Genomic DNA, 21,353 nt, shown 5'->3' on the forward strand with positions numbered 1-21,353 from the left:
CTAAGGCTTGTCCGGCTTGGCGTAGGGCACGAAGTCGCCGAGGTTCACGAAGCCCTTGGAAAAGTGCGACAGCCGTTCGACCAGGGTGACGATGTCGGTGTTGCACAGCTGGGCGGTGATGGTCCGCGTAACCAGGATGTCGTCGCTGCGCAGCGTATCGGCGCCGCTCCGGGGACGGTTCACGTAGATGCGGCCGCCGGGGCCGTTATAGAGGATCGCCGTGCCCTCGATGATCTCGCTGCTTTCCGTGGGGCGCAGGCTGATGCAGTGGACAGGCTTGCCGGGCACGCGCCCTTCGAGGCGCTTGGCCAGCTTGGCTTCGCCTTCCGGATTGGGGCGGTCGGCGGCCAGGGCGCCGGACGCCGCCGCCAGAGCCATGACCATCGTCAGACCGCGAACCATAGCGCGCATGGCGCCTACTCCCTATTCGGCCGCGAGAGTCTCCGCGGCGTTCGCGGCCTGGATCTCGGCCGCCTTCTTCTCAACGAGTTCGACGATGTGATCGATCATTCCATCGTTGGATTGTTTGTGGTCGGGCTTGCCGGCCATGTAGACCATGCCCGACCCGGCCCCGCCGCCGGTGAAGCCGATGTCGGTCATCAGCGCCTCGCCCGGGCCGTTGACGACGCAGCCGATGATCGACAGCGACATCGGCGTCGAGATGTGGGCCAGCCGGGCCTCGAGCGCCTCCACCGTCTTGATGACGTCATAGCCCTGACGGGCGCATGACGGGCAGGCGATGATGTTGACGCCCCGATGGCGCAGGCCCAGCGACTTGAGGATATCGAAGCCCACCTTGATCTCCTCGACGGGATCGGCCGCCAGCGAGACCCGGATGGTGTCGCCGATGCCGGCCCACAGCATCGAGCCGATGCCGATCGAGGACTTCACCGTGCCGGTGCGCAGAGCCCCGGCCTCGGTGACGCCCAGATGCAGCGGACAGTCGATGGCCTCGGCCAGCTGGTAGTAGGCGGCGACGGTCATGAACGGGTCGGACGCCTTCACCGAGATCTTGAACTCGTGGAAGTCGTGATCCTGCAGGATGCGGGCGTGGTTGAGGGCGCTCTCGACCATCGCCTCGGGGCAAGGCTCGCCGTACTTTTCGAGCAGCTCGCGCTCCAGCGAGCCGGCGTTGACGCCGATCCGCATCGAGCAGCCATGGTCACGGGCGGCCTGGATCACGTCGCGGACCCGGTCGGCGCTGCCGATATTGCCCGGATTGATCCGCAGGCAGGCCGCGCCCGCCTGGGCCGCCTCGATGCCGCGCTTGTAGTGGAAGTGGATGTCGGCCACGAGCGGGACCTTGGCCTCGCGGGCGATGGTCTTGAACGCGGCCGTGCTGTCGACGTCCGGGCAGCTCACGCGGACGATGTCGGCGCCAGCCTCCTCCAGCTGACGGATCTGTTCCAGCGTCGCGGCGGCGTCGCTGGTCAGGGTGTTGGTCATCGACTGGACGGTGATCGGCGCGTCGCCGCCCACCTCGACATTGCCGACGCGGATCTTGCGCGATTGCCGACGCGTGATCATGCGCCAGGGACGGACGTGCGTGTGGTCTGCGGCCATGACGCTAATTTAGAGGGTCTTCAGGTCGGATAGAAGGCCCCACAGCTCTCCTTCCACCATAAGGGAAGAAGGGATTTATTATTGAGCCGTAGCCGGCGCCGCCGCCACCGGCGCGGGAGCCGCCGGCGCCGGCGGGATCAGCTTGGCCACCGGCGTCTGGTTCGAGGTCAGGCGGCTCGTCAGGCGGCCATTATAGTAGACCTCGAACAGGCTCGGCTCGACCACGTCGAGGATCAGGCCCGGCGTGCGCGGCGCGCGATAGGCGTCGCCGGCCGAGAGCCAGCGGGTCATGTGGATCGTGCCGTCCGCGCGGCGCACGGTCAGGGCCCCGGCCTTGCGGGCCTGGATCAGCACGCCCGAGCCCTCGGCCGGCGTCGCGCCCAGCACCTGGCCCTTGAGCTTGAACGGCGAGCCCACCACGAACTGGCTGGCCGGATCGATGACGCCGGCCTTGGCGTCGGACGCGGCGCGCGCCTTCGAGGCGGCGTTGGCGGCGTCGACCGAGCCGCCGTTGGCGGCGGCGTCGTCGAGGCCCGGGGTCTTGTAGGGATCAGGCGTGGTCGACTCAACCGGGGCGGGCAGCGGCGAGCCCAGGGCGACCTGGCTGTTGGCGGCGTGGGACTGGACCTGGGTCGAGACGGCGGCCGGAGCGACCTGCGCCGGCGGCTCTTCCTTGGTGATGGCGCGCTGGGCGACGTTCCACAGCAGGATGGCGCCGACCACGAGCAGGCCGCCGGCGAAGATCAGTGCCAGGCGCGGGTCGCGCTCGCGGCGCACGCCGACCGGGGCGCGCAGCTCGGCGCCCTCGTCGGGGCAGTCGGTCTTGAAGCGCGCCACGGCCGCCTCGGCGTCCAGGCCCAACAGGCCGGCATAGGCGCGGACATAGCCGATGGTGAACGGGCGCGAGGGCAGGTCGTCGAGGCGCATGTCCTCGATCGCCTCGATATAGGTCTGGCGGATGCGGGTGGCGTCGGCGACGTCCTGGGTGGTCAGGCCACGGAACTGGCGCGCGGCTTTCAGGGCCAGGCCGATGTCGGCGGCCTCGTCCAGCGAAGGTTGCGCGACGGCGATCGGCGTATCGTCCGCATCAGCGTCCGTGACGAGATGCAAACGCCTCACGTTGCCCGTATCCAGCGGCATGTCGACTAAAAGCCCCCAACAACTCGCGCCGCGCGCGAAGCGCGGAGCCCCCAATTCCGTATCACACGGAATTCTTAACAACTGTTTGTGGATATCAAACTAAGTAGCGGGATTCAATGTACTAAAACGTGACGCTTAGTTAATGGCCAAGCTTTCGTCACACCGCCACATACAGTTTTCTCGCCAGGGTCTCGATTTCGCCGCGCAGCGATCCGCCGGAACCCTTCAGCAGGGCCTCGACATTGCGCCGGGCGGCCTCCCGATCGCACGACAGGACCATCTGCTTGACCGGCCCAATGCCGGCCGGCGGCATGGAGAGGGCCTCGAAACCCAGGGCCACCAGGGTGAAGGCCTCCAACGGACGGCCCGCCATCTCGCCACACACGGACACCGGCGTGCCAGTGTCGGCGCAGGCCTGCTGAATGGTCTTCAAGGCGCGCAGAGCCGCCGGCGACAGCGGGTCGTAGCGCTCCGACACCTTCGGATTGCCCCGGTCGGCGGCGAACAGGTACTGCATGAGGTCGTTCGTGCCGACCGAAACGAAGTCGGTCATCGGCAACAGTGCGTCCAGATGCCACAGCAGCGACGGGGCCTCGATCATCGCTCCGACGTCCAGGCGCGACGGCGCGGGGCGGCCGCGCTTCAGCGCCCAGGCCACTTCCTGGTCGACGAACGAGCGCGCGGCCCGGAACTCGTCGACATTGGCCACCAGCGGGAACATCACCTTCAGCGGCCGCCCGGCGGCGGCCTTGATCAGGGCGCGGATCTGCATGCGCAGCAGGGCCGGACGGTCCAGGCCCATGCGCACGGCGCGCCAGCCCAGGGCCGGATTGTCCTCGCGCTCGAGCTCCATGTACGGCAGCAGCTTGTCGCCGCCGAGATCGAGCGTGCGGAAGGTCACCGGCATGCCGTTGGCGGCCTCCAGCACCTTTTCGTAGAGCGCGGTCTGAGCCTCCAGACGCGGCAGCTCCTCGGCGACCATGAACTGGAACTCGGTGCGGAACAGGCCGATGCCCTCCGCCCCGGTCTCGGCCAGGATGTCGAGATCGACGGCCAGGCCGGCGTTCATCAGCAGGGTGATCTTGGCCCCGTCCTTGGTGATCGGCGGGGTGTCGCGCAGGCGGGCAAACTCGGCCTTGCGCTGGGCGCGGACCTCCATCCGGACCTTCAGCGCCTTGATGACGTCGGGACGCGGGCGAAGCCAGGCCTCGGCGGTCTCGGCGTCGACCACGACGGGGTCGCCTTCGCTGAGCCGGTCGCGCAGTCCGGCCAGGCGGCCCACGCACGGGATGTCCAGCGCCCGGGCCACGATGCCCGCGTGGCTGGCGGCCGAGCCTTCCTCGAGCAGGATGCCCTTCAGCTTGGCGCGGTCGTATTCCAGCAGGTCGGCCGGACCCAGGTTGCGGGCGATCAGGATAGCGTCGTCCGGCAGCTTGCGCACGGCGTGGACGTCGCCCGACAGGTGGCGCAGCAGCCGGTCGTTGAGGTCTTCCAGGTCGTGCAGCCGCTCGCGCAGATAGGGGTCGCGGGCCTGGCCCAGGCGAGCGCGATGCTCGGAGCGCACGCGCTCCACGGCGGCCTCGGCGGTCAGGCCCGAGCGCACGGCCTCCTGCAGAGACCGGTTCCAGCCCCGGTCGTGGGCGAACAGGCGGTAAGTCTCCAGCACCTCGTAGCTGGCCCCGACCAGACCGTGCTGGCCCTCCAGCATCTGGTCGATCTGGGTCTGCAGCGCCTCGATGGCGTAGGACAGCCGCGCTTCCTCGGCCAGGGCGTCGTCGGACAACAGGGTCTCGGGCGCGACCGGCTGCTCGTGCAGCACCGCGACGCCGTAAGCCAGACCTTCCGCGAAGCGCGAACCCTTCAGCCGCTCGGGCTTGTGCGGGGCCAGCTCGACGTCCTTGAGCTCGGCGGCGCCCAGCAGTTCGCTGGAGCTGACCATCTCGGCCAGCACCATGGCGATGATCTGAAGGTCCTCGACCTCCTCCTCGTCATAGGTGCGCTCGGTGCGGTTCTGGACGACCAGCACGCCGATCGCCCGGCCGCCGCGCAACAGCGGCACGGCCAGGAACGCGTGGTAGGGGTCTTCGCCCGTTTCCGGACGGTACGAGAACTGCGGATGGCTGGCGGCGTCGGACAGGTTCAGCGGCCGGCCCAGGCGCATGGTCTCGCCGACCAGGCCTTCGCCCGGCTTCATCCGGGTGACGTGCACGGCTTCGCGCGACAGGCCCTCGGTGGCGAACAGTTCGAGATCGCCGGTGGCGCGGCGCAGATAGATGGAGCAGACCTCGGCGACCATCGAGATGGCGATGGTGCGCACGACCATGTCGAGCTTGGCCTGGGCGGGACCGCCGCCGGCCATGGCCTCGCGTATCTGCCGCAGCAGGCTGCGTGGTCCTCGAACGGCGATGCCGGATGCCGCCATGACGCCTTTACGCGCTCCCTCTCCCTGGAACCGGTGTAGCCCAGCTTGACGCGCCAAGGGTTAAGGCCGGTCCAAGCCTTCCACATGGGGGCTACAGCAGATTCCGCCAGCGCGATAGCCGGCGCGGACAACCGAACGGCGATTAGGTGCGTGGGCACGAAAAAGCGCCGCCCCGGTTAGGGGCGGCGCAGGTTAGCTCGCTCGAGGAGGGATCATGACACGAGCGGCCTAGAGGCGGGGCCTAGCGGCGATAGCCATAGGCGTAACGGTTGTCGTAGCGGGCGTCGTAACGGTCGTTGCGGTAACCGCCGCGATCGTAGGCGTAGCGGTTGTCGTGGCCGTAGCGGTTGTCGCTGTAGCGGCTATCGCTGTAGCGGGGGGCGGTCCGGTACGACTGGCTATAGTGACGGTCGTACTTGTCCTTCGCCGTCGTAGCGCCGAGGGCGGCGCCCGCCACCGCGCCGATGGCGACCGCCTCGCCCTTGCCGTGACCCAGGGCCGCGCCGGCGATGCCGCCGATCAGAGCGCCGACCACGGCGCGATCGGTCTTCTCGCCCGCGAAGGCGGCGGTGGCGGGGGCGACCAGCGCGCCGGTGATGGCGACGGCGACGACGGTCTTGGTGAACTTGCCGATGGTCTTCATGGCGGGGCTCCTGTTCCAGAAGCGTCGCCCTCTTTCCCGAAACCGAGACTGGGCGGCGCTGTTGATGTCCGTTGTAGGACCCCGCGCTTGAACCTGATCTGAACCGCGCTGTTCAGGTTCGCGTCATGTTGAGAAAAAGGTTCAGGCCGCCGCCAAGGCCGCTTTCGCCGGCCGATGCAGCCGCACCGACCACAGCACGCCGGCCAGCATCAGCACGATCGCCGCCGTCTCCAGCCCGCGCGGCCATCGGCCCTCGTGCAGAAACCCGTAGAGCAGCGCGAACAGGGTCTCGAACACGATCAACTGACCCGAGAGGCTGAGCGGCAGGAGGCGGCTGGCCGCGTTCCACAGGCCGTTGCCGATCACCGACGCCCCGATCGCCACGGCGAAGCTGACCATCCAGAACCAGCCCCAAGCTTCAGGGGTATGAGCCGCCGGCGCATGGACCTTGCCTCCCAGGGCGAAGGCCGGGATCACCAGCGCCAGCGACAGCAAGCCGGTAGCAAGGCCCGTCAGCAGCGACCATTCGTGGCTGTTGAACTTCGGCGTCGCGGCCAGGCGGCGGGCGTTCCAGACGGCGTAGGCGGTCCACATCGCCAGAGCCAGGGTCGCGCCCAGCAGGCCGACCACCTGCCGCGCGACGCCGACGCCCTGGCTCTGCGTGAACACCGAGACGTTGATGCAGATCCCGCCGGCCACCACCAGCGCCAGCGGCAAGGCCAGATGGCGGAGCGCCACGCCCTCCCCTCGCTTGGCCCCCACGAGGGTGACCGTCACCGGCAGCAGCCCGATGATCAGCGAGGCCAGGGCCACGCCCGCGCTCTGCACCGCGACCGACAGGCCGACATAGTAGATCAGGTTGCCCAGCAGGCTCAGCGCGGCCAGGTCCCGCCAGTCCCTGGCGGTCATCTTGCCCATCACCGTCTTCCAACTCGGCGCCAGCAGCACCGCCGAGGCCAGGCCGTAGGCGATGTAGCGCCCGGCCGTCATTTGCAACGGCGTGAACTCGGCCAGCAGCTTCGGCGCCAGGAACACCCCGCCCCAGAACGCGCCGGCGATCAGGCCGCACAGCAAGCCCAGAAGGAGGTCGCGGGAGGTGCTCATGAGGCTTGGCATAGCAGAGCTATGGCTGCTTCGCGCCTTCCCTTCCCCTCCCTTGCGGGAAAGAACCCTATCCGTGCCCGGGCAGGGCCAGCGGCTCGTCGGCGTCGGCCACCAGCTTGCGGGCCTGTTCCAGCGCCGCGTCGATATCGGTCTCGATGAACTCGACTTCCAGGTCGGTCAGCGGGTGCGGGGCGGCGACGACGTTGCGCAGATAGGCGCGCTTCTCCGCCTCGGTCATGGTCCACCAGCCGACGGTGTGACCTTCCTCGATGACCGCGTCGCCCATGGCCAGCAAGTCGTCGGTGTCGAAGATCGGCTGGCCGGGCTTTTCCGGGAACCACTGGCCGTCGTCCGGCAGGGCCTGGTCCAGCTGGTTCAGCAGCTTCGCCAGCCACGGGCTGATCAGCAGCGGCTTCTCGTAGCCGTCGCCGAACTTGGCGCGCAGCAGCAGATCGTAGAGCAGGTCGAGACCGGCGTCGCCGTGGAAGGTGACGGTCTTGGCGTCGGGATCGAACTTGAAGACGTCGGACATGGCGATTCTCAGCAGCTACGGCGTCTTCTTAACGTCACAACACGACGTTTCGGCAACGGCGAATGTTGGCCGAGCCCCTACAGCTGATCCAGCCCGTACACCGCGTGCAGCGCCCGCACGGCCAGTTCGGTATAGGCCGCGTCGATCAGGACGCTGATCTTGATCTCAGAGGTCGAGATGACCTGGATGTTGATGTTCTTCTCGGCCAGGGCCTGGAACATCGACTGGGCGACGCCGGCGTGGCTGCGCATGCCCACCCCGATCACCGACACCTTGGCGACGTCCTCGTTGACCGCGACGTCCTCGAAGCCGATCTCGTCGCGGGCGGCCTGGACGATTTCCACGGCGCGGGCGGCGTCACGCTTGCCGACCGTGAACTCCATGTTGGCGGTCGCGTTGGTGCGGGCCCGCGACTGGACGATCATGTCGACATTGACATTGGCGTCGGCGAGACGGCCGAAGATCTGCGAGGACACGCCCGGGTGATCGGGCAGGCCCAGCAGGGTGATCTTGGCTTCGTCGCGGCTGTAGGCGACGCCCGAGACGATGCGCTTTTCCATGATTTCTTCCTCGTCGCAGACGATCGTACCTTGGCCCGGGGCTTCGCCCGGTTCGACGAAACTCGACAGCACCCGCACCGGGACGCGATGGGCCATGGCCATCTCGACCGAGCGGGTCTGCAGCACCTTGGCCCCTAGCGAGGCCATTTCAAGCATCTCTTCGTAGCTGATCTTGGCCAGGCGCTTGGCCTTGCTCTCGATCCGCGGGTCGGTCGTGTAGACGCCGTCCACGTCCGTATAGATGTCGCAGGCGCCCTTCACGGCGGCGGCGATGGCCACGGCGGAGGTGTCCGAGCCGCCCCGGCCCAGGGTGGTGATGCGCTGGTCCGGGGTCACGCCCTGGAAGCCGGCGATCACGGCGATCTCGCCGCTGGCGAAGCAGGCTTCCAGATTGGCGGGCGGAATGTCCTCGATGCGGGCGCGGCCGTGGGCCTCGTCCGTGATGATCGGCACCTGCCAGCCCAGGAACGAGCGGGCCTTGTGGCCCATGTTGCGCAGGGTCATGGCCAGCAGGCCGGCGGTGACCTGCTCGCCCGACGCGACGATGGCGTCGTATTCGTCGTCCGATTCCGGGAGCCCTTGCGCGGCGCGGCCCGCGCCGTCGGTCCAGGCGACCAGTTCATTGGTCTTGCCCGACATGGCCGAGACGACCACCGCCACCTGCTTGCCCGTCGCCACCTCGGCCGCGACCAGGCGCGCCACCCGACGGATGCGCTCCAGGTCGGCCACCGACGTGCCGCCGAACTTCATCACCAACCGAGACACGTGCCTGCCACCTCGAAAACCGGTCAATTCTTGCGCGGAACGCGGCGCGAGGCCCCCGCTCGCGCAAGCCGCCGCCTTCTAGCGACCTTGATGCGGCGCCGCAATGCCGCCGGCCGTTATTTTCGGGACGCCGAAACGTCCGGGACCGGCGGTACCGTGAACGCCACCACCTGTCGGGTGGCGCGATTGACGCCCCACAGCGTGCGCTTCCGCCCAAGGTCCCCGCCGCGGTCCCCACTTCGATCCCCACTTCGATCCCAGGCGATCGCCTGGCCCTCGACCGGGATCGACAAGGTCGTCACCAGGTCCAGGGTGGCCCCGCCCTCCGTGGGAATCGCCAGGGCGTACATCTCGGGCCGGTCGTGACCGGTGACATAGAGCAGGCCGTCGTCGCCAAAGCCGCCGCCTGAGCAGCTGTAGGGGGCCATGCGCTCCAGCACCGCCGCCGGCAGGGCCCAGGCCGCGACGCGCCGCCACTGGTCGTCGAACTTCACCAGGGTGGTCCAGCGATGGTCGCGCCCGGGCTCCCCGCCCTTGGCGTCGTAGTTGGCGAACATCGACCACCAGAAGCCGTCGTGGCGATCGACCCAGGTCAACGAGCCGATCCCCGGTCCCAGCGGCACGGTCCGCGTGTGGGTCATCTTCACCGGATCGAACACCTCCACGGCGCTGTTCTGCGGCACGCTGGGATAGTTCGAGCCCGCGCAGACCAGGTCCTTGCCGACGATGAGGCAGGCGTTCAGGTGCTTGAAACGCACCGGGTCGCCGGTCCACTCGGCCTGCTTGACGCCCGTGGCCTTGTCGTAGCGGGCGATCCTGCCGTTATCGATGGCGTAGAGATGCGTCTTGTCGGCCGCCACGCCCTGGTTGGCTTCGGGCGCGTCCAGGCGGCGCGTTTCCACGGTCTTGAGGGCGGGCTCCTGGGCCAACGCGCCCCCCGCGACGGCGGCCAGCATCGCGGCCATGAACAAGGACTTCATCGGCTTTCCCTAGAACGACGGGGCTGACCCTAGCCCGCTCGCCTTCGTCGCTCTAGATTGGCTTCATGACGGATACCACCTCCACGCCCTCCTGGAGCATCGACCCCGCCGACGTGGCGCGGTTCTCGGCCATCGCCGCCGAGTGGTGGGATCCCAAGGGCAAGTTCGCGCCGCTGCACGTGTTCAACCCCTGCCGCCTGGCCTTCATCCGCGACGAGGCCCTGGCCCGGTTCGGCCGCGACGGAACGGTCCGCCAGCCGTTCGAGGGTCTCTCTCTGCTGGACATCGGCTGCGGCGGCGGCCTGCTGTCCGAGCCGATGGCGCGCCTGGGCTTCGCGGTCACCGCCATCGACGCTTCGGAAAAGAACATCAAGACCGCCGCGACCCACGCTTCCGAACAAGGGCTGGAGATCGGCTACCGTCCGGCGACCGCCGAGCAGATGCTGGCCGAAGGCGCGGTTCCGTTCGACGTCGTCCTGACCATGGAGGTAATCGAGCACGTCGCCGATCCGGGCGAGTTCCTGCGCACCTGCGCCAAGCTGCTCAAGCCCGGCGGGCTGATGATCGTCGCCACCCTGAACCGCACGCTGAAAGCCCTGGCCCTGGCCAAGATCGGCGCCGAATACGTGCTGCGCTGGGTGCCGCCAGGCACCCACGACTGGAAGCAGTTCCTCAAGCCCGAAGAGCTTCGCGCCTTCCTGGCCGGCGAGCCGGTCGAGATGCAGGGTCCGTTCGGCGTGTCCTACAATCCGCTGACGGGACGGTGGAGTCGGTCGGCCGATTCCGACATCAACTATATGATGACCGTCACCAGGGATTGAAACGAAGTCTCTTTCTACGCGCGCTCTTTTCGCAAAACCGGCTTCCACTTTCGCGGATCGCGCGCCAGCCGGGAACTTCGGCCCGAGGCGGGGCTTCTCTCCGCGCAGGGACTTGAACTCGGATTGGCGACCCAACTGTCGGGGGTCGGCCGTCGATCCGTTCTAGAGGGAACGGAGACTTCTCATGACTTCCAAGACCATCGCCGCGCTGCTCGCGACGACCGTGGCGTTTGGCGCGATCGCGCCCGCCTTAGCCCAGGATTCCGCGTACCAGCGCAGCCTTCAGAACTACGACGCTCAGCGCTCCAACTACTATGACAAGGTCGCCGAGTATCAGGACCGCCAGGACGCCTACGAGCGCGACCGCGCCAACTACGTCAAGGCGCGCGAGGACTATGACCGCCGCTATGGTCGCGGCGCCTATGACCGTCGCTATCCGACCTACGCCACGCGCTACACCACGGCCCAGTATCGTGAGAGCGCCGCCTATTATTCAGAGCAGGCCGATTTCGAACGGGCCCGCGCCAACTATGAACGCGCCCGCTACGATTATGACCGCCGCAACGGCGACGGGGCCTATGACCGCCGCCATCCGCGCGACGCCAACCGCTTCCGCACCAGCGGGGTGAGCTATGCCTCGGGCTCGAGCTACGATCCGGGCCGCCAGCAGTGGGAGCGTGATCGCGACCGCTACACCACGGCCCGCGACGCCTATGACCGCCGCTACGGCAATGGCGCCTATGACCGCCGCAATCCGGGCGAGGGTTCGCGCTTCGCGGCGCCCTATGCCGGCGCCTACAGCATCGACACCAACGCCAACGTGGCGTCGCAAAACGACTGCCGTCAGGACGCCAAGCGGAACGCCACCGTCGGCGGCGTGATCGGCGCCCTGGCCGGCGCGGCCCTGGGCTCGAACGTCGCCGCCCGTAACGCCCGTCCGGAAGGCACCGTGCTGGGCGCCCTGGTCGGGGCCGGCGTCGGCGCGGCCGTGGGCAACGCCTCGGCCAAGTGCGACACGCGCGGCAACTACTACAGCTACGAGCAGACCCAGCCCTACCGCTACAGCGATGGCCGCACCGCCACCGCCAGCGAACGCTGCCGCCTGGCCCCGGCCCCGACCGAGTACAATGGTCGCGTCGAGACCCGCTACATCCGCGTCTGTCCTGACGCCGAAGGCCGCTATCGCGTCGAGGGCTAGTCTTTCGAGGCTGTAAGACCCAAGCTGACGGTCGACTTGCCGACAAATTGGCAACCGGCCGTCAGCTTGGGCGTTTACGCACCGAGGGATCTTACAAAAGCAATTAATCGGAGAGCCCGCCATGCGCGCCCGCCTGAAGACCATCGTCCTGGCCACCGTCGTCGGTTTCACCGTCAGCAGCGTGGCCATCACCGCCGCCGAAGCCCAGCAACGCCGTGAGCGCGTTCTGGTCTGCAACAAGTCCAAAGCCAAGAACGGCGCCATCATCGGCGGTCTTGGCGGCGCCCTGCTCGGCAACACCGTCGCCGGCCATGGCAACAAGACCGAAGGCACGCTGCTGGGCGCCGGTGTCGGCGCCGTCGCCGGTCACGAGATCGGCAAGAACAAGAAGAAGTGCCACTACGAGTACCGCTATCGCCGCTAACGAACAGCGGCCAGAACACGCAAAAGGGCGTCGGATCGAAAGATCCGGCGCCCTTCGTGTTTGGGGCCCTTAAGACGACCTTGAGACTTGGCGGCGACCCTTGGGGTGATGGCGCAGTCCGAGATCCCGATGCCCTCCGGTCCCCAGGCCGACCGCCGCCGGCTGATGCTGGCGCTGGTGGCGATGTTCGCCCTGCTCAGTGTGATGGTGGCGCGCAACCTGACGCTTCAGCCCGCCGGCGTCGACTTCCTTTGCTTCTGGAACGGCGGGCGCGTGGCCCTGGCAGAGCCGGGCCGCCTCTACGACTTCCTGTATCTGTCCGAACGCCAGGGCCTGAGCGCGGCGGACGGGGTGCTGCGGCCCTACATCAACCCGCCCTCGGCGCTGCTGTTGTTCGCGCCGCTGTCGAAGCTGCCGTTCCTGGCCAGCTATCTGACGCTGATGCTGCTGAGCCTCGGGGTGATGGCGACGGCGGCGGCGCGCCTCCGCGCGCCGTGGTGGCAGGTGCTGCTGCCGACGGTAGCCTTCGCGGTCTTCTGCGGCCAACTTAGCCCACTGATCTCCGGCCTGGTCGTGCTGGGCCTGTCGTTCCGCGAACGGCCCTCGGTCGCGGGCCTGCTGTTCGCCATCGCCGCGTCGATCAAGCCCCAACTGCTGATCCTGTTGCCGATCGCCCTGGCGGCTAAAGGGCAGTGGCGGACCATCCTGTTCACCGGCGCGTGGGGCCTGCTGTTCTGCGCGGCCTCCGCCGGCCTGTTCGGGCTTCAGACCTGGATCGACTGGCTAGGCGCCCTGCCACGCTTCAACCGCATCGTGGCCGAGCAAGGCCTGCTGGACACCGCGATCACGCCTTACGCGAAGCTGACGGCCCTGGGCCTGAACGGCGCCTGGGCCTATCTGCTGGCGCCCGCTGTGCTGTGGGGCGTGTGGACGGCTTTCCGCCGCGACGCTGGCTGGCCCGATCAGCTGATCGCGCTGCTGGGCGGGGCGCTGCTGATCTCGCCCTACGCCATGAACTATGAGCTGGCCCTGCTGGCCCCGGCGGTCGCCGCCTATGTCGCGCGGATAAAGGATCGCCGCTGGCTGGCCTATGCTGTCGCGGCCGCGGTCTATGGGTTGAACATCTCGGCCAGCGCGCTGTCGCTGATCGCGGCCCTGATCCTGCCCGTGCTGGGCAGGGACCTTCAGTTGACGTCGGTCTTCTTCGGCGCGGGCGGCGGCAGGGGCGCCACGCGCACGCCGTCCTCGACCAGCGCCTTGACCTCGGTGGGCGACGCCTCGCCGTAGATGCCGCGTTCTTCCGACTTGCCCTCGTGGATGGCGCGGGCCTCCTTGGCGAAGGCGTCGCCGACATAGTCGAAGTTATCCTCGACGTGCCGCCGGACCTCGCCCAAGGCCGTCATCATCATCTCGCGCGCCTTCGGATCCAGCGGGGGCCCTGAGCTCTGCGCCTTCGTTCCCGCCACGGCCGGGGCCATGATTTGCTTGGAGACGCCGCGCGAGCCGCAGATCGGACAGTCGACAAGGCCGCGCGCGGACTGGTCGTCATAATCCGACGACGAGCCGAACCAGCCCTCGAACGCGTGGGCCGCATCGCACTGAAGCGCGTACTTGATCATGAGCTATAGATGGCGAGCTTTACGGCCCGACGAAAGGCCTGGCGTTCTGGAGGACCGGGATCGCCGCCCGCGCCGACAGGGCCGCGGACAGTTCGAGGTCGGCCATCAGCACGCCGGGCTCGTCGTGGTCAAGCTTGGCGATCACCTCGCCCCAGGGCCCGACGACGATCGAGCGGCCCCAGGTGCCGCGACCGTCCTCGTGGAAGCCACCCTGGGCGGCCGCGATGACGAACGAGCCCGTCTCGATGGCGCGCGCCCGCAACAGCACGTCCCAGTGCGCCTCGCCGGTCGGACGGGTGAAGGCGGCCGGCGCGGTGATTACCATCGCTCCGGCCAGCGCCAGCGCGCGGTGCAGGGCCGGAAAGCGCATGTCGTAGCAGATAGTCAGGCCGAACTTGCCGAGCGGCGTGTCCACCACCACGGCCTGGTCGCCGGGCGTATAGGTCGCCGACTCCCGCGCCGTTTCACCGGTGGGGAGATCCACGTCGAACATGTGAAGCTTGTCGTAGGTGGCCACGATCGCCCCGCTGGGGTCGATGACGACCTGCCGGTTGGCCGCCTTGCCATCCTCACGCCGCACCAGCGCGGAGCCGACGTCGATCCAGGTTCCGGTCTCGGCCGCGATCTCGCGCAGGCCGCTCACGACCGGATCGTCCTCCAGCGCCGTCAGGGTCGGGAGCAGCTTGCTCCGGTCCTTCTGCAGGACGTTGGTGCATTCGGGCGTCAGCACGAACTGGGCGCCCTGCCCGATCGCCACGCGGACCAGCGGCGCGACGTGGGCCAGCGCCGCGGCGTGCGTCGCGGGCGTCCGGGTCTGGATCAGGCCGACTCGCAAGGGCGCGGACAGGCTCATGCGGCGAGAAGAGCGTCCAGCTTGCCCTCGCGCTCGAGGGCCATCATGTCGTCGCAGCCGCCGATGTGCCGGTCACCGATGAAGATCTGCGGGAAGGTGGTGCGGCCCGAGCGCTGCATCATCTCTTGGCGCAGGTTCGGGTCCATGCCTGCCTCGACCTCGGTGAAGTCGGCGCCCTTGTCGGTCAGCAGGGCCAGAGCCCGGGCGCAGTAGCCGCAGAACGGGCGGGTGTAGATGGTGATATGAGCCATGGAACGGTCGCTACCCTGGTGTTGTGCGTCCTCATATAGGACGCGCCTGCATTTCTGTAACGCGGGCGACGACGGAAAGCGTCACCGACGCCGCCCCGGCCGCCAGAAGCGCTCGCGCGCAGCCTTCCGCCGTGGCTCCGGTGGTCAACACGTCATCAATCAGAACGATCCGCCGGCCGACAACCCGGTGTCGCCGCGCCTCGGGGACGGCGAAGGCGGCGGCCACATTGCGCCGCCGGCCCGAGGCCGACTTGCCGCCCTGGCTGTCGGTGTCGCGCTTGCGGATCAGGACGTCGGGCAGATAGGCCAGCCGCGCCATCCTGGCTAGCGGCCGGGCGATCTCGGCGGCCTGGTTGTAGCGACGGCTCAGCATCCGCGCGCGGTGGACGGGCACCGGGACCACCGCCTCGGCCTCGGCCAGCAGCTCGACCGAAGCGCGCGACAGCCAGCGGGCGAACAGGCCGGCCAGATCCGTGCGGTCGGCGTGCTTCAGCTTCAGAATCAGCTCGCGCGAGTGCTCATCATAGACGCAGGCCGCGCGGCAGCGCTGGAACGCCTTGGGCTTGGCCTGACAGGCGGGGCAACGCTCCGCCTGCTCGTAAGCCATGGCCAGGCCGCAACCGTCGCAGACCGGATCGTCCAGAAAGGTGATCTTCGAAAAGGCGCTGGCGGTCAGCCCGCCGCTGAGCGCCGCCTCGCCGTCCAGACTGGAGGGCGGCAGCAGCAGGTCGAGCACCGAGCGCCCGAGGCCAAACATGAGAGGTCCGCCTTTCCAGAACGATCCGGAATCGCCATGTTCCGCGCGCAATGACCGCCTCCCCCCTGCTCTTCGACCGCCCCCTGCATCGCGCCCGCCTCGACCGCGCCGCGCCGGGCTACGCCGCCGCCGACTTCCTGAAGGCCCGCGTGGCCCAGGACGTGGTGATGCGGCTGGAGACGATCCTGCGACGCTTTCCGACCGCCGTCGACCTCGGCGCGAGAAATGGCCATTTTTTCAAAGCCTTGGCCGACAGCGACGCCCTCGCCAATATCGACACCCTGATCGAGACCGACCTGTCGGAACGAATGCTAGGCGGCCGTGGCGCCCTGCGCGTGGTCGCCGACGAGGAGCGCCTGCCGTTCGGCGACGCGACCCTGGACCTGGTGGTCTCCACACTGACACTGCACTGGACCAACGATCTGGTCGGCGCCCTGATCCAGATCCGCCGCGCCCTGCGACCCGACGGCCTGTTCCTGGGCGCGATCTTCGGCGGGGCCACCCTGACCGAGCTGCGCCAATGCCTGCTGGCCGCCGAGGCCGAATTGACCGATGGCGCGTCGATGCGCGTCTCGCCGTTCGCCGACGCCATCGACGCGGCGGGCCTGCTGCAACGGGCAGGCTTCGCTTTGCCCGTCGCCGACGTCGACCGGGTCAAGGTGCGCTACGCCCACCCGATCAACCTGCTGCGGGATCTGCGCGCCATGGGCGAGACCAGCGTGCTGCTGGACCGCTCGCGCAAGCCGCTCGGCCGCAAGGTGCTGTTCCGGGCGATGGAGCTCTATGTCGAAAGGTTCGCCGAGGCCGACGGCCGCGTGCCGGCGACGTTCGAGATCGTCTCGGTGACGGGCTGGGCGCCGCACGACAGCCAGCAGAAGCCGCTGCGGCCGGGCTCGGCCAAGATGCGCCTGGCCGACGCGCTGGGGGTGACGGAAGAGTCGGCGGGCGAGAAGCCCACGCCCTAGCCGCGATTAGGTGCCGATGGCCTCGGAGGCCTTGCCCAGCGCCTTGTTGGTGGCGGCGCTGAACGCCGTCATGCCGCCCACGATGAGCAGGGCGATCAGTCCGATAATGAGGCCGTATTCGATCGCGGTCGCGCCGGACTCGTCGGCCCAGAAACGCTTCACAGCAGATCGCGCAGCCAGGCCACGAGGGGTTCGTCCGCCGGCGGCATCGGATAGTCCGCAAGCTTGTCGGGTTTCACCCATGCCAGGCCCTCATGCTCCTTGCGCGTCACCTGGCCTTCCCAGCGGCGCAGCAGGTAGAGTGGCATCATGAGGTGAAAAGACTCGTAACCGTGGGACGCGAAAACGAACGGCGCGAGGCACGCCTGAGCGACCTTGATGCCCAGCTCCTCGTCCAGTTCGCGGATCAGGCACTCCTCGGGAGTTTCGCCCGGTTCGACCTTGCCGCCCGGGAACTCCCACAGACCGGCCAGCGACTTGCCCTGGGGCCGCTGACAGATCAGCACGCGCCCGTCGACATCGATCAGGGCGGCGGCGGCGACGAGGACGATGGGCTTGGTCATGAGCCGGGTTTGGCGCGGCGTTCCGACGCTGGCAAGGGCCCCGCCCCTTACCTTCCTTGACTTTTGCACTGCAACAAGCGATATGCACCTCGCGCCCCATTGGCGCTATCGGTGCTCCAGCCGCGTGACGGTCCGTTTCAGGACCAGCCTGTCGAGCGCCCTGAAGAGATTCTCATTAGATCGCCCGTGCACGCGGGGCGCTCCTCCGACGACCAGCCGAGGGGCCAGCCGTGCGAGGACGCATGGGCTGTCTTTCGGCGCACGAAAGACAAAACACACGTGACTCAATTTTCCGACCTTGGCCTGGCCAAGCCGCTGCTGAAGGCCCTTGCCGAGAAGGGTTACAAGGAGCCGACGCCGATCCAGGCCCAGGCCATCCCGGTGGTGCTGCAAGGCAAGGACCTGCTGGGCATCGCCCAGACCGGCACCGGCAAGACCGCCGCCTTCGCCCTGCCGATCCTGCAACGCCTGGCCGAGAACCGCATGCCGGCCCCGCGCCGCGGCTTCCGCTGCCTGGTGCTGTCGCCGACCCGCGAACTGGCCACCCAGATCGCCGACAACTTCAAGGCCTACGCCGTCCACATGGGCCTGTCGGTCCACACGATCTATGGCGGCGTTAAGTACGGCCCGCAGATGAAGGCCCTGGCGGGCGGCATCGACGTCCTGGTCGCCACCCCCGGCCGCCTGATGGACCACATGGCCGAGAAGTCGGCTAGCGTCTCGGGCGTCGAGATCTTCGTCCTCGACGAAGCCGACCAGATGCTGGACCTGGGCTTCGTGGTGCCGATCCGCAAGATCGCCGCCCAGATGTCCAAGAACCGCCAGAACCTGTTCTTCTCGGCCACCATGCCGACCGAGATCGGCAAGCTGGCCGCCGAGCTGCTGAAGGATCCGGTGCAGGTCTCGGTCGCCCCGCAGGCGACCACGGTCGAGCGCATCGACCAGCGCGTCCTGTTCATCGAGGCGCAACGCAAGCGTCCGCTGCTGGCCGAGATCCTGGCCGAACCGGGCGTCGATCGTACGATCGTCTTCACCCGCACCAAGCGCGGCGCCGACCGGGTGGCCAAGTATCTGAACGCCGCCGGCATCGAGGCCGCCTCGATCCACGGCGACAAGACGCAAGGCCAGCGCGAGCGCGCCCTGGCCGCCTTCAAGGCCGGCGAGATGCGGGCCCTGGTGGCGACCGACATCGCCGCGCGCGGCATCGATGTCAACGACGTCAGCCACGTCATCAACTACGAGCTGCCCAACGTGCCGGAGGCCTATGTCCACCGGATCGGCCGCACCGCCCGCAAGGGCAAGGACGGCATCGCCATCAGCTTCTGCGCCGATGACGAACGCAGCCTGCTGAAGGACATCCAGAAGGCCACCCGCCAGGTGATCCCGACCTTCGACCGCCGCAACGACAAGGCCCTGGCCGCCGCCGCGGCCGTCGCCGACAAGCTGGCGCCGCCGGAGAAGTACGTGGATCCGCGCAAGGCCGACCCGCGCAACGACGTCCCGTCGGAACTGCGCCGCCAACGTCCCCGGGGCCGCAACGGCGCCAATGGCGGTGGCGGTGGCGGCGGTGGTGGCGGTCGCTCCGCCGGCGGACAATCGGCTCAGGGCAAGGGTCCGCGGGGCCAGGGTCAAGGCCGGGGTCCGGGCCAAGGCCAGAAGGCCGGGGCTCCCCGAAACGAGTTCCGCGGTCCCAAGCCCGCGGCCGCTCCGCCCGAAAAGCGCTGGTCCCCGATCGATTAATCCTCATTTCGAACAAGCAGTTGCGCCCGGAGAGCCTTTCGCGCTCTCCGGGCGCTTCCGTATGCGCGCTCGCCAAAGCGGCGCTTGAATCCACGCGGTCTATGGGTTCACCTTGTCCAGGGCCGGTCGTCTGACCGGATGGGGGAACCGCGAATGGGCGAGGGCAAGCCGCGCGCCACGCCTGTGCTGACCAGGATCGCCGGCGGCGAGATGGCCGAGCGGGTGCGCGCGTTCGACTGGTCCCAGACTCCCATCGGTCCCCGCGACGCCTGGTCGCCTAGCCTACGCATGGCCGTGGACATGATCCTGGCCACCAACTTTCCGATGGCCCTGCGCTGGGGACCGGAACTCGTTCTGATCTACAATGACGCCTACGCCCCCGCCCTGCGCGAGCGGCATCCCGAGACGCTGGGCGCGCGGCTGGACCAGACCTCGCCCGACTTCCAGGCCTCGATCCGCGCCTTCCACGAGGACATCCTGGCCGGGACCAGCGGCGGCTTCGCCTTCGAGAGGCTGCCTCTGAAGGTGACGCGCGCCGGGGTTCAGGAGACCAGCTACTTCACCATCAGCTACAGCCCTGTCCCGGATGCGACCGCGCCGAACGGCGTTGGCGGCGTTCTGGTCACGGCGGTCGAGGTCTCGCAGTCCGTGGCCGCCGAGCAGACCCTGCGCACCACCCAGGAGCGTTACGAGATGGCCCGCGACGTGGCCGGGGTGGTCGGGGCCTGGGAGTGGGATATCCAGGCCAACAAGGTGTATGCCGACACCCGCTACGCCGAGCTGCACAACGTCTCCCCCGAATTCGCCGAGGCCGGCCTGCCGGCGCAGAGCTATACGCCGGCCGTCCATCCCGACGACTGGCCCGCCGTGCGCGACACCGCCGTGAAGGCGGCCAACGAGGGAGGCGACTTCTCGTACGAGTACCGCCTGGTGCAGGCGGACGGCTCGATCCGTTGGGTCTATACGCGCGGTCGGGCCTATCTGGGCGACGACGGCCAGCCGGCTCGCAATACCGGCGTCGTCGTCGACATCACCGAGCGGAAGCAGGTGGAGGCCGAGCTGGCCGCCGCGCGCATGGACCTGGATCTCGCCGCCCAGGCCGCCGGCATGGGCCGCTGGGATCACAAGCCCCATATCGGCCAGCGCTTCTGGGACCCCCGCGCCCGCACGATCTTCGGCCTGTCGCCGGACGAGGCGCCCTCGCAGGAGACCTTCGAGCGCCTGCTGCATCCCGACGATCGGCTCAGGGTCCGCGCGGCCGTCGCCGCGGCCACGGATCCGTCAGGCGACGGCGCGATCAACCTCGAATACCGCATCCGCCGGAGCGGCGACGGCGCCCTGCGCTGGGTCGAGATCTCCGGCCGGGCCTTCTTCGAGGGCGGCCAATGCGCGCGCTTCGTCGGCGTCGTCTCGGACGTCACCGAGCGCCGCGAGGCGGTCGACCGGCAACTGCGCCAGGAAGAGACCCTGCGCCAGGCCGTCGACGCCGCCGATGTCGGCACCTGGGACCTGGACCTGGACAGCCGCGTGCTGACCTGGTCCGATCGCTGCTGCCAGATGTTCGGCCTTCCACCCGGCGAACCGGTGGATGTCGAGAGCGCCTACGGGCTGATCCATCCGGCCGATTTGGATCGGGTGCGCGACGCGGCCAGGCGGGCGACGGATCCGACCCTCCGCGCCGACTACGCCGTCGAGTATCGCGTGATCGGCCGCGACGACCATGTCGAGCGGTGGCTGGGCACGAAGGGCAAGGTGTTCTTCGGCGACGACGGCAAGCCCCACCGCGTTGTCGGCGCCCTGGTCAACATCACCGAGCGCAAGCGCGCCGAGCTGCACCTGCGCCTGCTGGTCAACGAGCTGAACCACCGGGTGAAGAACAGCCTGGCCACCATCCAGGCCATCGCCGCCCAGAGTTTCAACGGCGCCCACGCGCTGGACGAGGCGCGGGAGGCCTTCTCCAACCGCATCGTCGCCCTCTCCGAGGCCCACGACCTGCTGACCCGCGAGAACTGGGAAGGCGCCGAGCTTCATGACGTCACGGCCCGCTTGGCCGCCCTGCACGGGGGTCCCGACCGGTTCGAACTCAGCGGCCCCTCGGTCCGACTGTCGCCCAAGACCGCCCTGTCGCTGTCGATGGCCCTGCACGAGCTGGCCACCAACGCCATGAAGTACGGGGCTCTGTCGACACCGGAGGGTCAGGTTCGCGTCGCCTGGGATCTGGCCCCCGAGGCAGGCGCGGCACGGCTGGACCTGACCTGGACCGAACGCGGCGGTCCGGCGGTCAGCGTTCCCACCCGTCGCGGCTTCGGCTCGCGCCTGATCGAGCGCGGCCTCGCGGCCGAGCTGTCTGGCTCGGCGGCGATCGACTTCCACCCCCACGGCGTGGTCTGCCGGATCCGGGCCTTGTTGGAGGCTTAGGCCTTCTTGGCGCGTGATGGCCGCCGAAACCGGCG

General features: G+C 68.6%; 22 protein-coding genes. 7 read left to right on the forward strand and 15 right to left on the reverse strand.

Features of this window, described 5'->3' with window-relative positions:
* The 9 genes from ACW175_RS19560 to ACW175_RS19600 all read right to left on the reverse strand — a co-directional run bounded on the left by ACW175_RS19560 (position 1) and on the right by ACW175_RS19600 (position 9,709).
* A complete protein-coding gene (locus ACW175_RS19560) occupies positions 1-411 on the reverse strand; it encodes a hypothetical protein (protein WP_492101638.1) in 411 nt (136 codons plus the stop codon).
* 12 nt (positions 412-423) lie between these two features.
* Entirely contained in the window at positions 424-1,563 is a 1,140-nt protein-coding gene (gene ispG, locus ACW175_RS19565; RefSeq protein WP_492101639.1) for a flavodoxin-dependent (E)-4-hydroxy-3-methylbut-2-enyl-diphosphate synthase, read from the reverse strand.
* 78 nt (positions 1,564-1,641) lie between these two features.
* A complete protein-coding gene (locus ACW175_RS19570; RefSeq protein ID WP_492101640.1) occupies positions 1,642-2,703 on the reverse strand; it encodes a helix-turn-helix domain-containing protein in 1,062 nt (353 codons plus the stop codon).
* Between the two features lie 157 nt (positions 2,704-2,860).
* Entirely contained in the window at positions 2,861-5,125 is a 2,265-nt protein-coding gene (gene ptsP / locus ACW175_RS19575; protein ID WP_492101641.1) for a phosphoenolpyruvate--protein phosphotransferase, read from the reverse strand.
* Positions 5,126-5,366: 241 nt separating this feature from the next.
* Positions 5,367-5,768 (reverse strand): hypothetical protein, encoded by a 402-nt coding sequence (locus ACW175_RS19580; protein ID WP_492101642.1) that lies wholly within the window; start codon positions 5,766-5,768, stop codon positions 5,367-5,369.
* A 141-nt stretch (positions 5,769-5,909) separates the two neighbouring features.
* The gene (locus ACW175_RS19585) at positions 5,910-6,872 is read right to left on the reverse strand and encodes a DMT family transporter (protein ID WP_492101643.1); all 963 of its coding nucleotides are present in this window, start codon (positions 6,870-6,872) and stop codon (positions 5,910-5,912) included.
* Between the two features lie 67 nt (positions 6,873-6,939).
* Entirely contained in the window at positions 6,940-7,404 is a 465-nt protein-coding gene (locus ACW175_RS19590) for a hypothetical protein (protein ID WP_492101644.1), read from the reverse strand.
* A 77-nt stretch (positions 7,405-7,481) separates the two neighbouring features.
* Complete coding sequence (locus ACW175_RS19595; RefSeq protein ID WP_492101645.1) at positions 7,482-8,729, reverse strand: aspartate kinase; 1,248 nt, start codon at positions 8,727-8,729, stop codon at positions 7,482-7,484.
* A gap of 116 nt (positions 8,730-8,845) precedes the next feature.
* On the reverse strand, positions 8,846-9,709 hold the full coding sequence (locus ACW175_RS19600; protein WP_492101646.1) for a hypothetical protein: 864 nt from the start codon (positions 9,707-9,709) through the stop codon (positions 8,846-8,848).
* 65 nt (positions 9,710-9,774) lie between these two features.
* Here ACW175_RS19600 and ubiG point away from each other — a divergent pair, with 65 nt between their 5' ends.
* From ubiG to ACW175_RS19620, 4 genes are all read left to right on the forward strand, one after another.
* On the forward strand, positions 9,775-10,530 hold the full coding sequence (ubiG, locus tag ACW175_RS19605; protein WP_492101647.1) for a bifunctional 2-polyprenyl-6-hydroxyphenol methylase/3-demethylubiquinol 3-O-methyltransferase UbiG: 756 nt from the start codon (positions 9,775-9,777) through the stop codon (positions 10,528-10,530).
* A gap of 184 nt (positions 10,531-10,714) precedes the next feature.
* Positions 10,715-11,728 (forward strand): YMGG-like glycine zipper-containing protein, encoded by a 1,014-nt coding sequence (locus tag ACW175_RS19610; protein ID WP_492101648.1) that lies wholly within the window; start codon positions 10,715-10,717, stop codon positions 11,726-11,728.
* A 121-nt stretch (positions 11,729-11,849) separates the two neighbouring features.
* Positions 11,850-12,152: a glycine zipper 2TM domain-containing protein gene (locus ACW175_RS19615; RefSeq protein ID WP_492101649.1), complete on the forward strand. Its 303-nt coding sequence runs from the start codon at positions 11,850-11,852 to the stop codon at positions 12,150-12,152.
* A gap of 87 nt (positions 12,153-12,239) precedes the next feature.
* A complete protein-coding gene (locus ACW175_RS19620; RefSeq protein ID WP_492101650.1) occupies positions 12,240-13,439 on the forward strand; it encodes a glycosyltransferase family 87 protein in 1,200 nt (399 codons plus the stop codon).
* On the opposite strand, the gene ACW175_RS19625 is transcribed toward ACW175_RS19620, so the two are convergent.
* The 4 genes from ACW175_RS19625 to ACW175_RS19640 are packed head-to-tail and all read right to left on the reverse strand — an operon-like array spanning position 13,337 to position 15,683.
* On the reverse strand, positions 13,337-13,771 hold the full coding sequence (locus tag ACW175_RS19625; protein ID WP_492101651.1) for a DUF1178 family protein: 435 nt from the start codon (positions 13,769-13,771) through the stop codon (positions 13,337-13,339). The genes ACW175_RS19620 and ACW175_RS19625 overlap by 103 nt on opposite strands.
* Positions 13,772-13,790: 19 nt before the next feature.
* A complete protein-coding gene (locus tag ACW175_RS19630) occupies positions 13,791-14,624 on the reverse strand; it encodes a carbon-nitrogen hydrolase family protein (RefSeq protein ID WP_492101652.1) in 834 nt (277 codons plus the stop codon).
* The gene (gene grxC / locus ACW175_RS19635; protein ID WP_492101653.1) at positions 14,621-14,875 is read right to left on the reverse strand and encodes a glutaredoxin 3; all 255 of its coding nucleotides are present in this window, start codon (positions 14,873-14,875) and stop codon (positions 14,621-14,623) included. The genes ACW175_RS19630 and grxC overlap by 4 nt, the downstream gene beginning before the upstream one ends.
* Positions 14,876-14,906: 31 nt before the next feature.
* A complete protein-coding gene (locus ACW175_RS19640) occupies positions 14,907-15,683 on the reverse strand; it encodes a ComF family protein (protein ID WP_492101654.1) in 777 nt (258 codons plus the stop codon).
* On the opposite strand from ACW175_RS19640, the gene ACW175_RS19645 reads away from it, so the two are divergent.
* Positions 15,683-16,597 (forward strand): methyltransferase domain-containing protein, encoded by a 915-nt coding sequence (locus ACW175_RS19645; RefSeq protein ID WP_492101655.1) that lies wholly within the window; start codon positions 15,683-15,685, stop codon positions 16,595-16,597. The two genes, ACW175_RS19640 and ACW175_RS19645, sit on opposite strands and share 1 nt — an antisense overlap.
* A gap of 6 nt (positions 16,598-16,603) precedes the next feature.
* Here ACW175_RS19645 and ACW175_RS19650 read toward each other — a convergent pair whose 3' ends face one another.
* Positions 16,604-16,759 carry a Flp family type IVb pilin gene (locus ACW175_RS19650; RefSeq protein ID WP_492101656.1) on the reverse strand — a complete coding sequence of 52 codons (156 nt, stop codon included), beginning with the start codon at positions 16,757-16,759 and terminating at the stop codon, positions 16,604-16,606.
* Positions 16,756-17,160: an 8-oxo-dGTP diphosphatase MutT gene (gene mutT, locus ACW175_RS19655; protein ID WP_492101657.1), complete on the reverse strand. Its 405-nt coding sequence runs from the start codon at positions 17,158-17,160 to the stop codon at positions 16,756-16,758. Before mutT ends, ACW175_RS19650 begins: the two co-directional genes overlap by 4 nt.
* Positions 17,161-17,439: 279 nt before the next feature.
* Between mutT and ACW175_RS19660 the strand changes: the two genes are divergently transcribed.
* Together ACW175_RS19660 and ACW175_RS19665 are read left to right on the forward strand one after the other, a co-directional pair.
* On the forward strand, positions 17,440-18,900 hold the full coding sequence (locus ACW175_RS19660; protein WP_492101658.1) for a DEAD/DEAH box helicase: 1,461 nt from the start codon (positions 17,440-17,442) through the stop codon (positions 18,898-18,900).
* 153 nt (positions 18,901-19,053) lie between these two features.
* On the forward strand, positions 19,054-21,318 hold the full coding sequence (locus tag ACW175_RS19665; protein WP_492101659.1) for a PAS domain-containing protein: 2,265 nt from the start codon (positions 19,054-19,056) through the stop codon (positions 21,316-21,318).
* The last annotated feature ends 35 nt before the right edge of the window (positions 21,319-21,353 follow it).

The organism is Caulobacter sp. FV1ye6ST (assembly GCF_058681225.1).

Bases quoted from the DNA above. Each gene is read 5' to 3' on its own strand.
- ACW175_RS19585 (WP_492101643.1), bottom strand. From the start codon at position 6,872: ATGAGCACCTCCCGCGACCTCCTTCTGGGCTTGCTGTGCGGCCTGATC.
- ACW175_RS19580 (WP_492101642.1), bottom strand. From the start codon at position 5,768: ATGAAGACCATCGGCAAGTTCACCAAGACCGTCGTCGCCGTCGCCATC.
- ubiG (WP_492101647.1), top strand. From the start codon at position 9,775: ATGACGGATACCACCTCCACGCCCTCCTGGAGCATCGACCCCGCCGAC.
- mutT (WP_492101657.1), bottom strand. From the start codon at position 17,160: ATGACCAAGCCCATCGTCCTCGTCGCCGCCGCCGCCCTGATCGATGTC.
- ispG (WP_492101639.1), bottom strand. From the start codon at position 1,563: ATGGCCGCAGACCACACGCACGTCCGTCCCTGGCGCATGATCACGCGT.
- ACW175_RS19625 (WP_492101651.1), bottom strand. From the start codon at position 13,771: ATGATCAAGTACGCGCTTCAGTGCGATGCGGCCCACGCGTTCGAGGGC.
- ACW175_RS19560 (WP_492101638.1), bottom strand. From the start codon at position 411: ATGCGCGCTATGGTTCGCGGTCTGACGATGGTCATGGCTCTGGCGGCG.
- ACW175_RS19610 (WP_492101648.1), top strand. From the start codon at position 10,715: ATGACTTCCAAGACCATCGCCGCGCTGCTCGCGACGACCGTGGCGTTT.
- ACW175_RS19590 (WP_492101644.1), bottom strand. From the start codon at position 7,404: ATGTCCGACGTCTTCAAGTTCGATCCCGACGCCAAGACCGTCACCTTC.
- ACW175_RS19630 (WP_492101652.1), bottom strand. From the start codon at position 14,624: ATGAGCCTGTCCGCGCCCTTGCGAGTCGGCCTGATCCAGACCCGGACG.
- ACW175_RS19615 (WP_492101649.1), top strand. From the start codon at position 11,850: ATGCGCGCCCGCCTGAAGACCATCGTCCTGGCCACCGTCGTCGGTTTC.
- grxC (WP_492101653.1), bottom strand. From the start codon at position 14,875: ATGGCTCATATCACCATCTACACCCGCCCGTTCTGCGGCTACTGCGCC.
- ACW175_RS19665 (WP_492101659.1), top strand. From the start codon at position 19,054: ATGGGCGAGGGCAAGCCGCGCGCCACGCCTGTGCTGACCAGGATCGCC.
- ACW175_RS19645 (WP_492101655.1), top strand. From the start codon at position 15,683: ATGACCGCCTCCCCCCTGCTCTTCGACCGCCCCCTGCATCGCGCCCGC.
- ACW175_RS19570 (WP_492101640.1), bottom strand. From the start codon at position 2,703: ATGCCGCTGGATACGGGCAACGTGAGGCGTTTGCATCTCGTCACGGAC.
- ACW175_RS19600 (WP_492101646.1), bottom strand. From the start codon at position 9,709: ATGAAGTCCTTGTTCATGGCCGCGATGCTGGCCGCCGTCGCGGGGGGC.
- ptsP (WP_492101641.1), bottom strand. From the start codon at position 5,125: ATGGCGGCATCCGGCATCGCCGTTCGAGGACCACGCAGCCTGCTGCGG.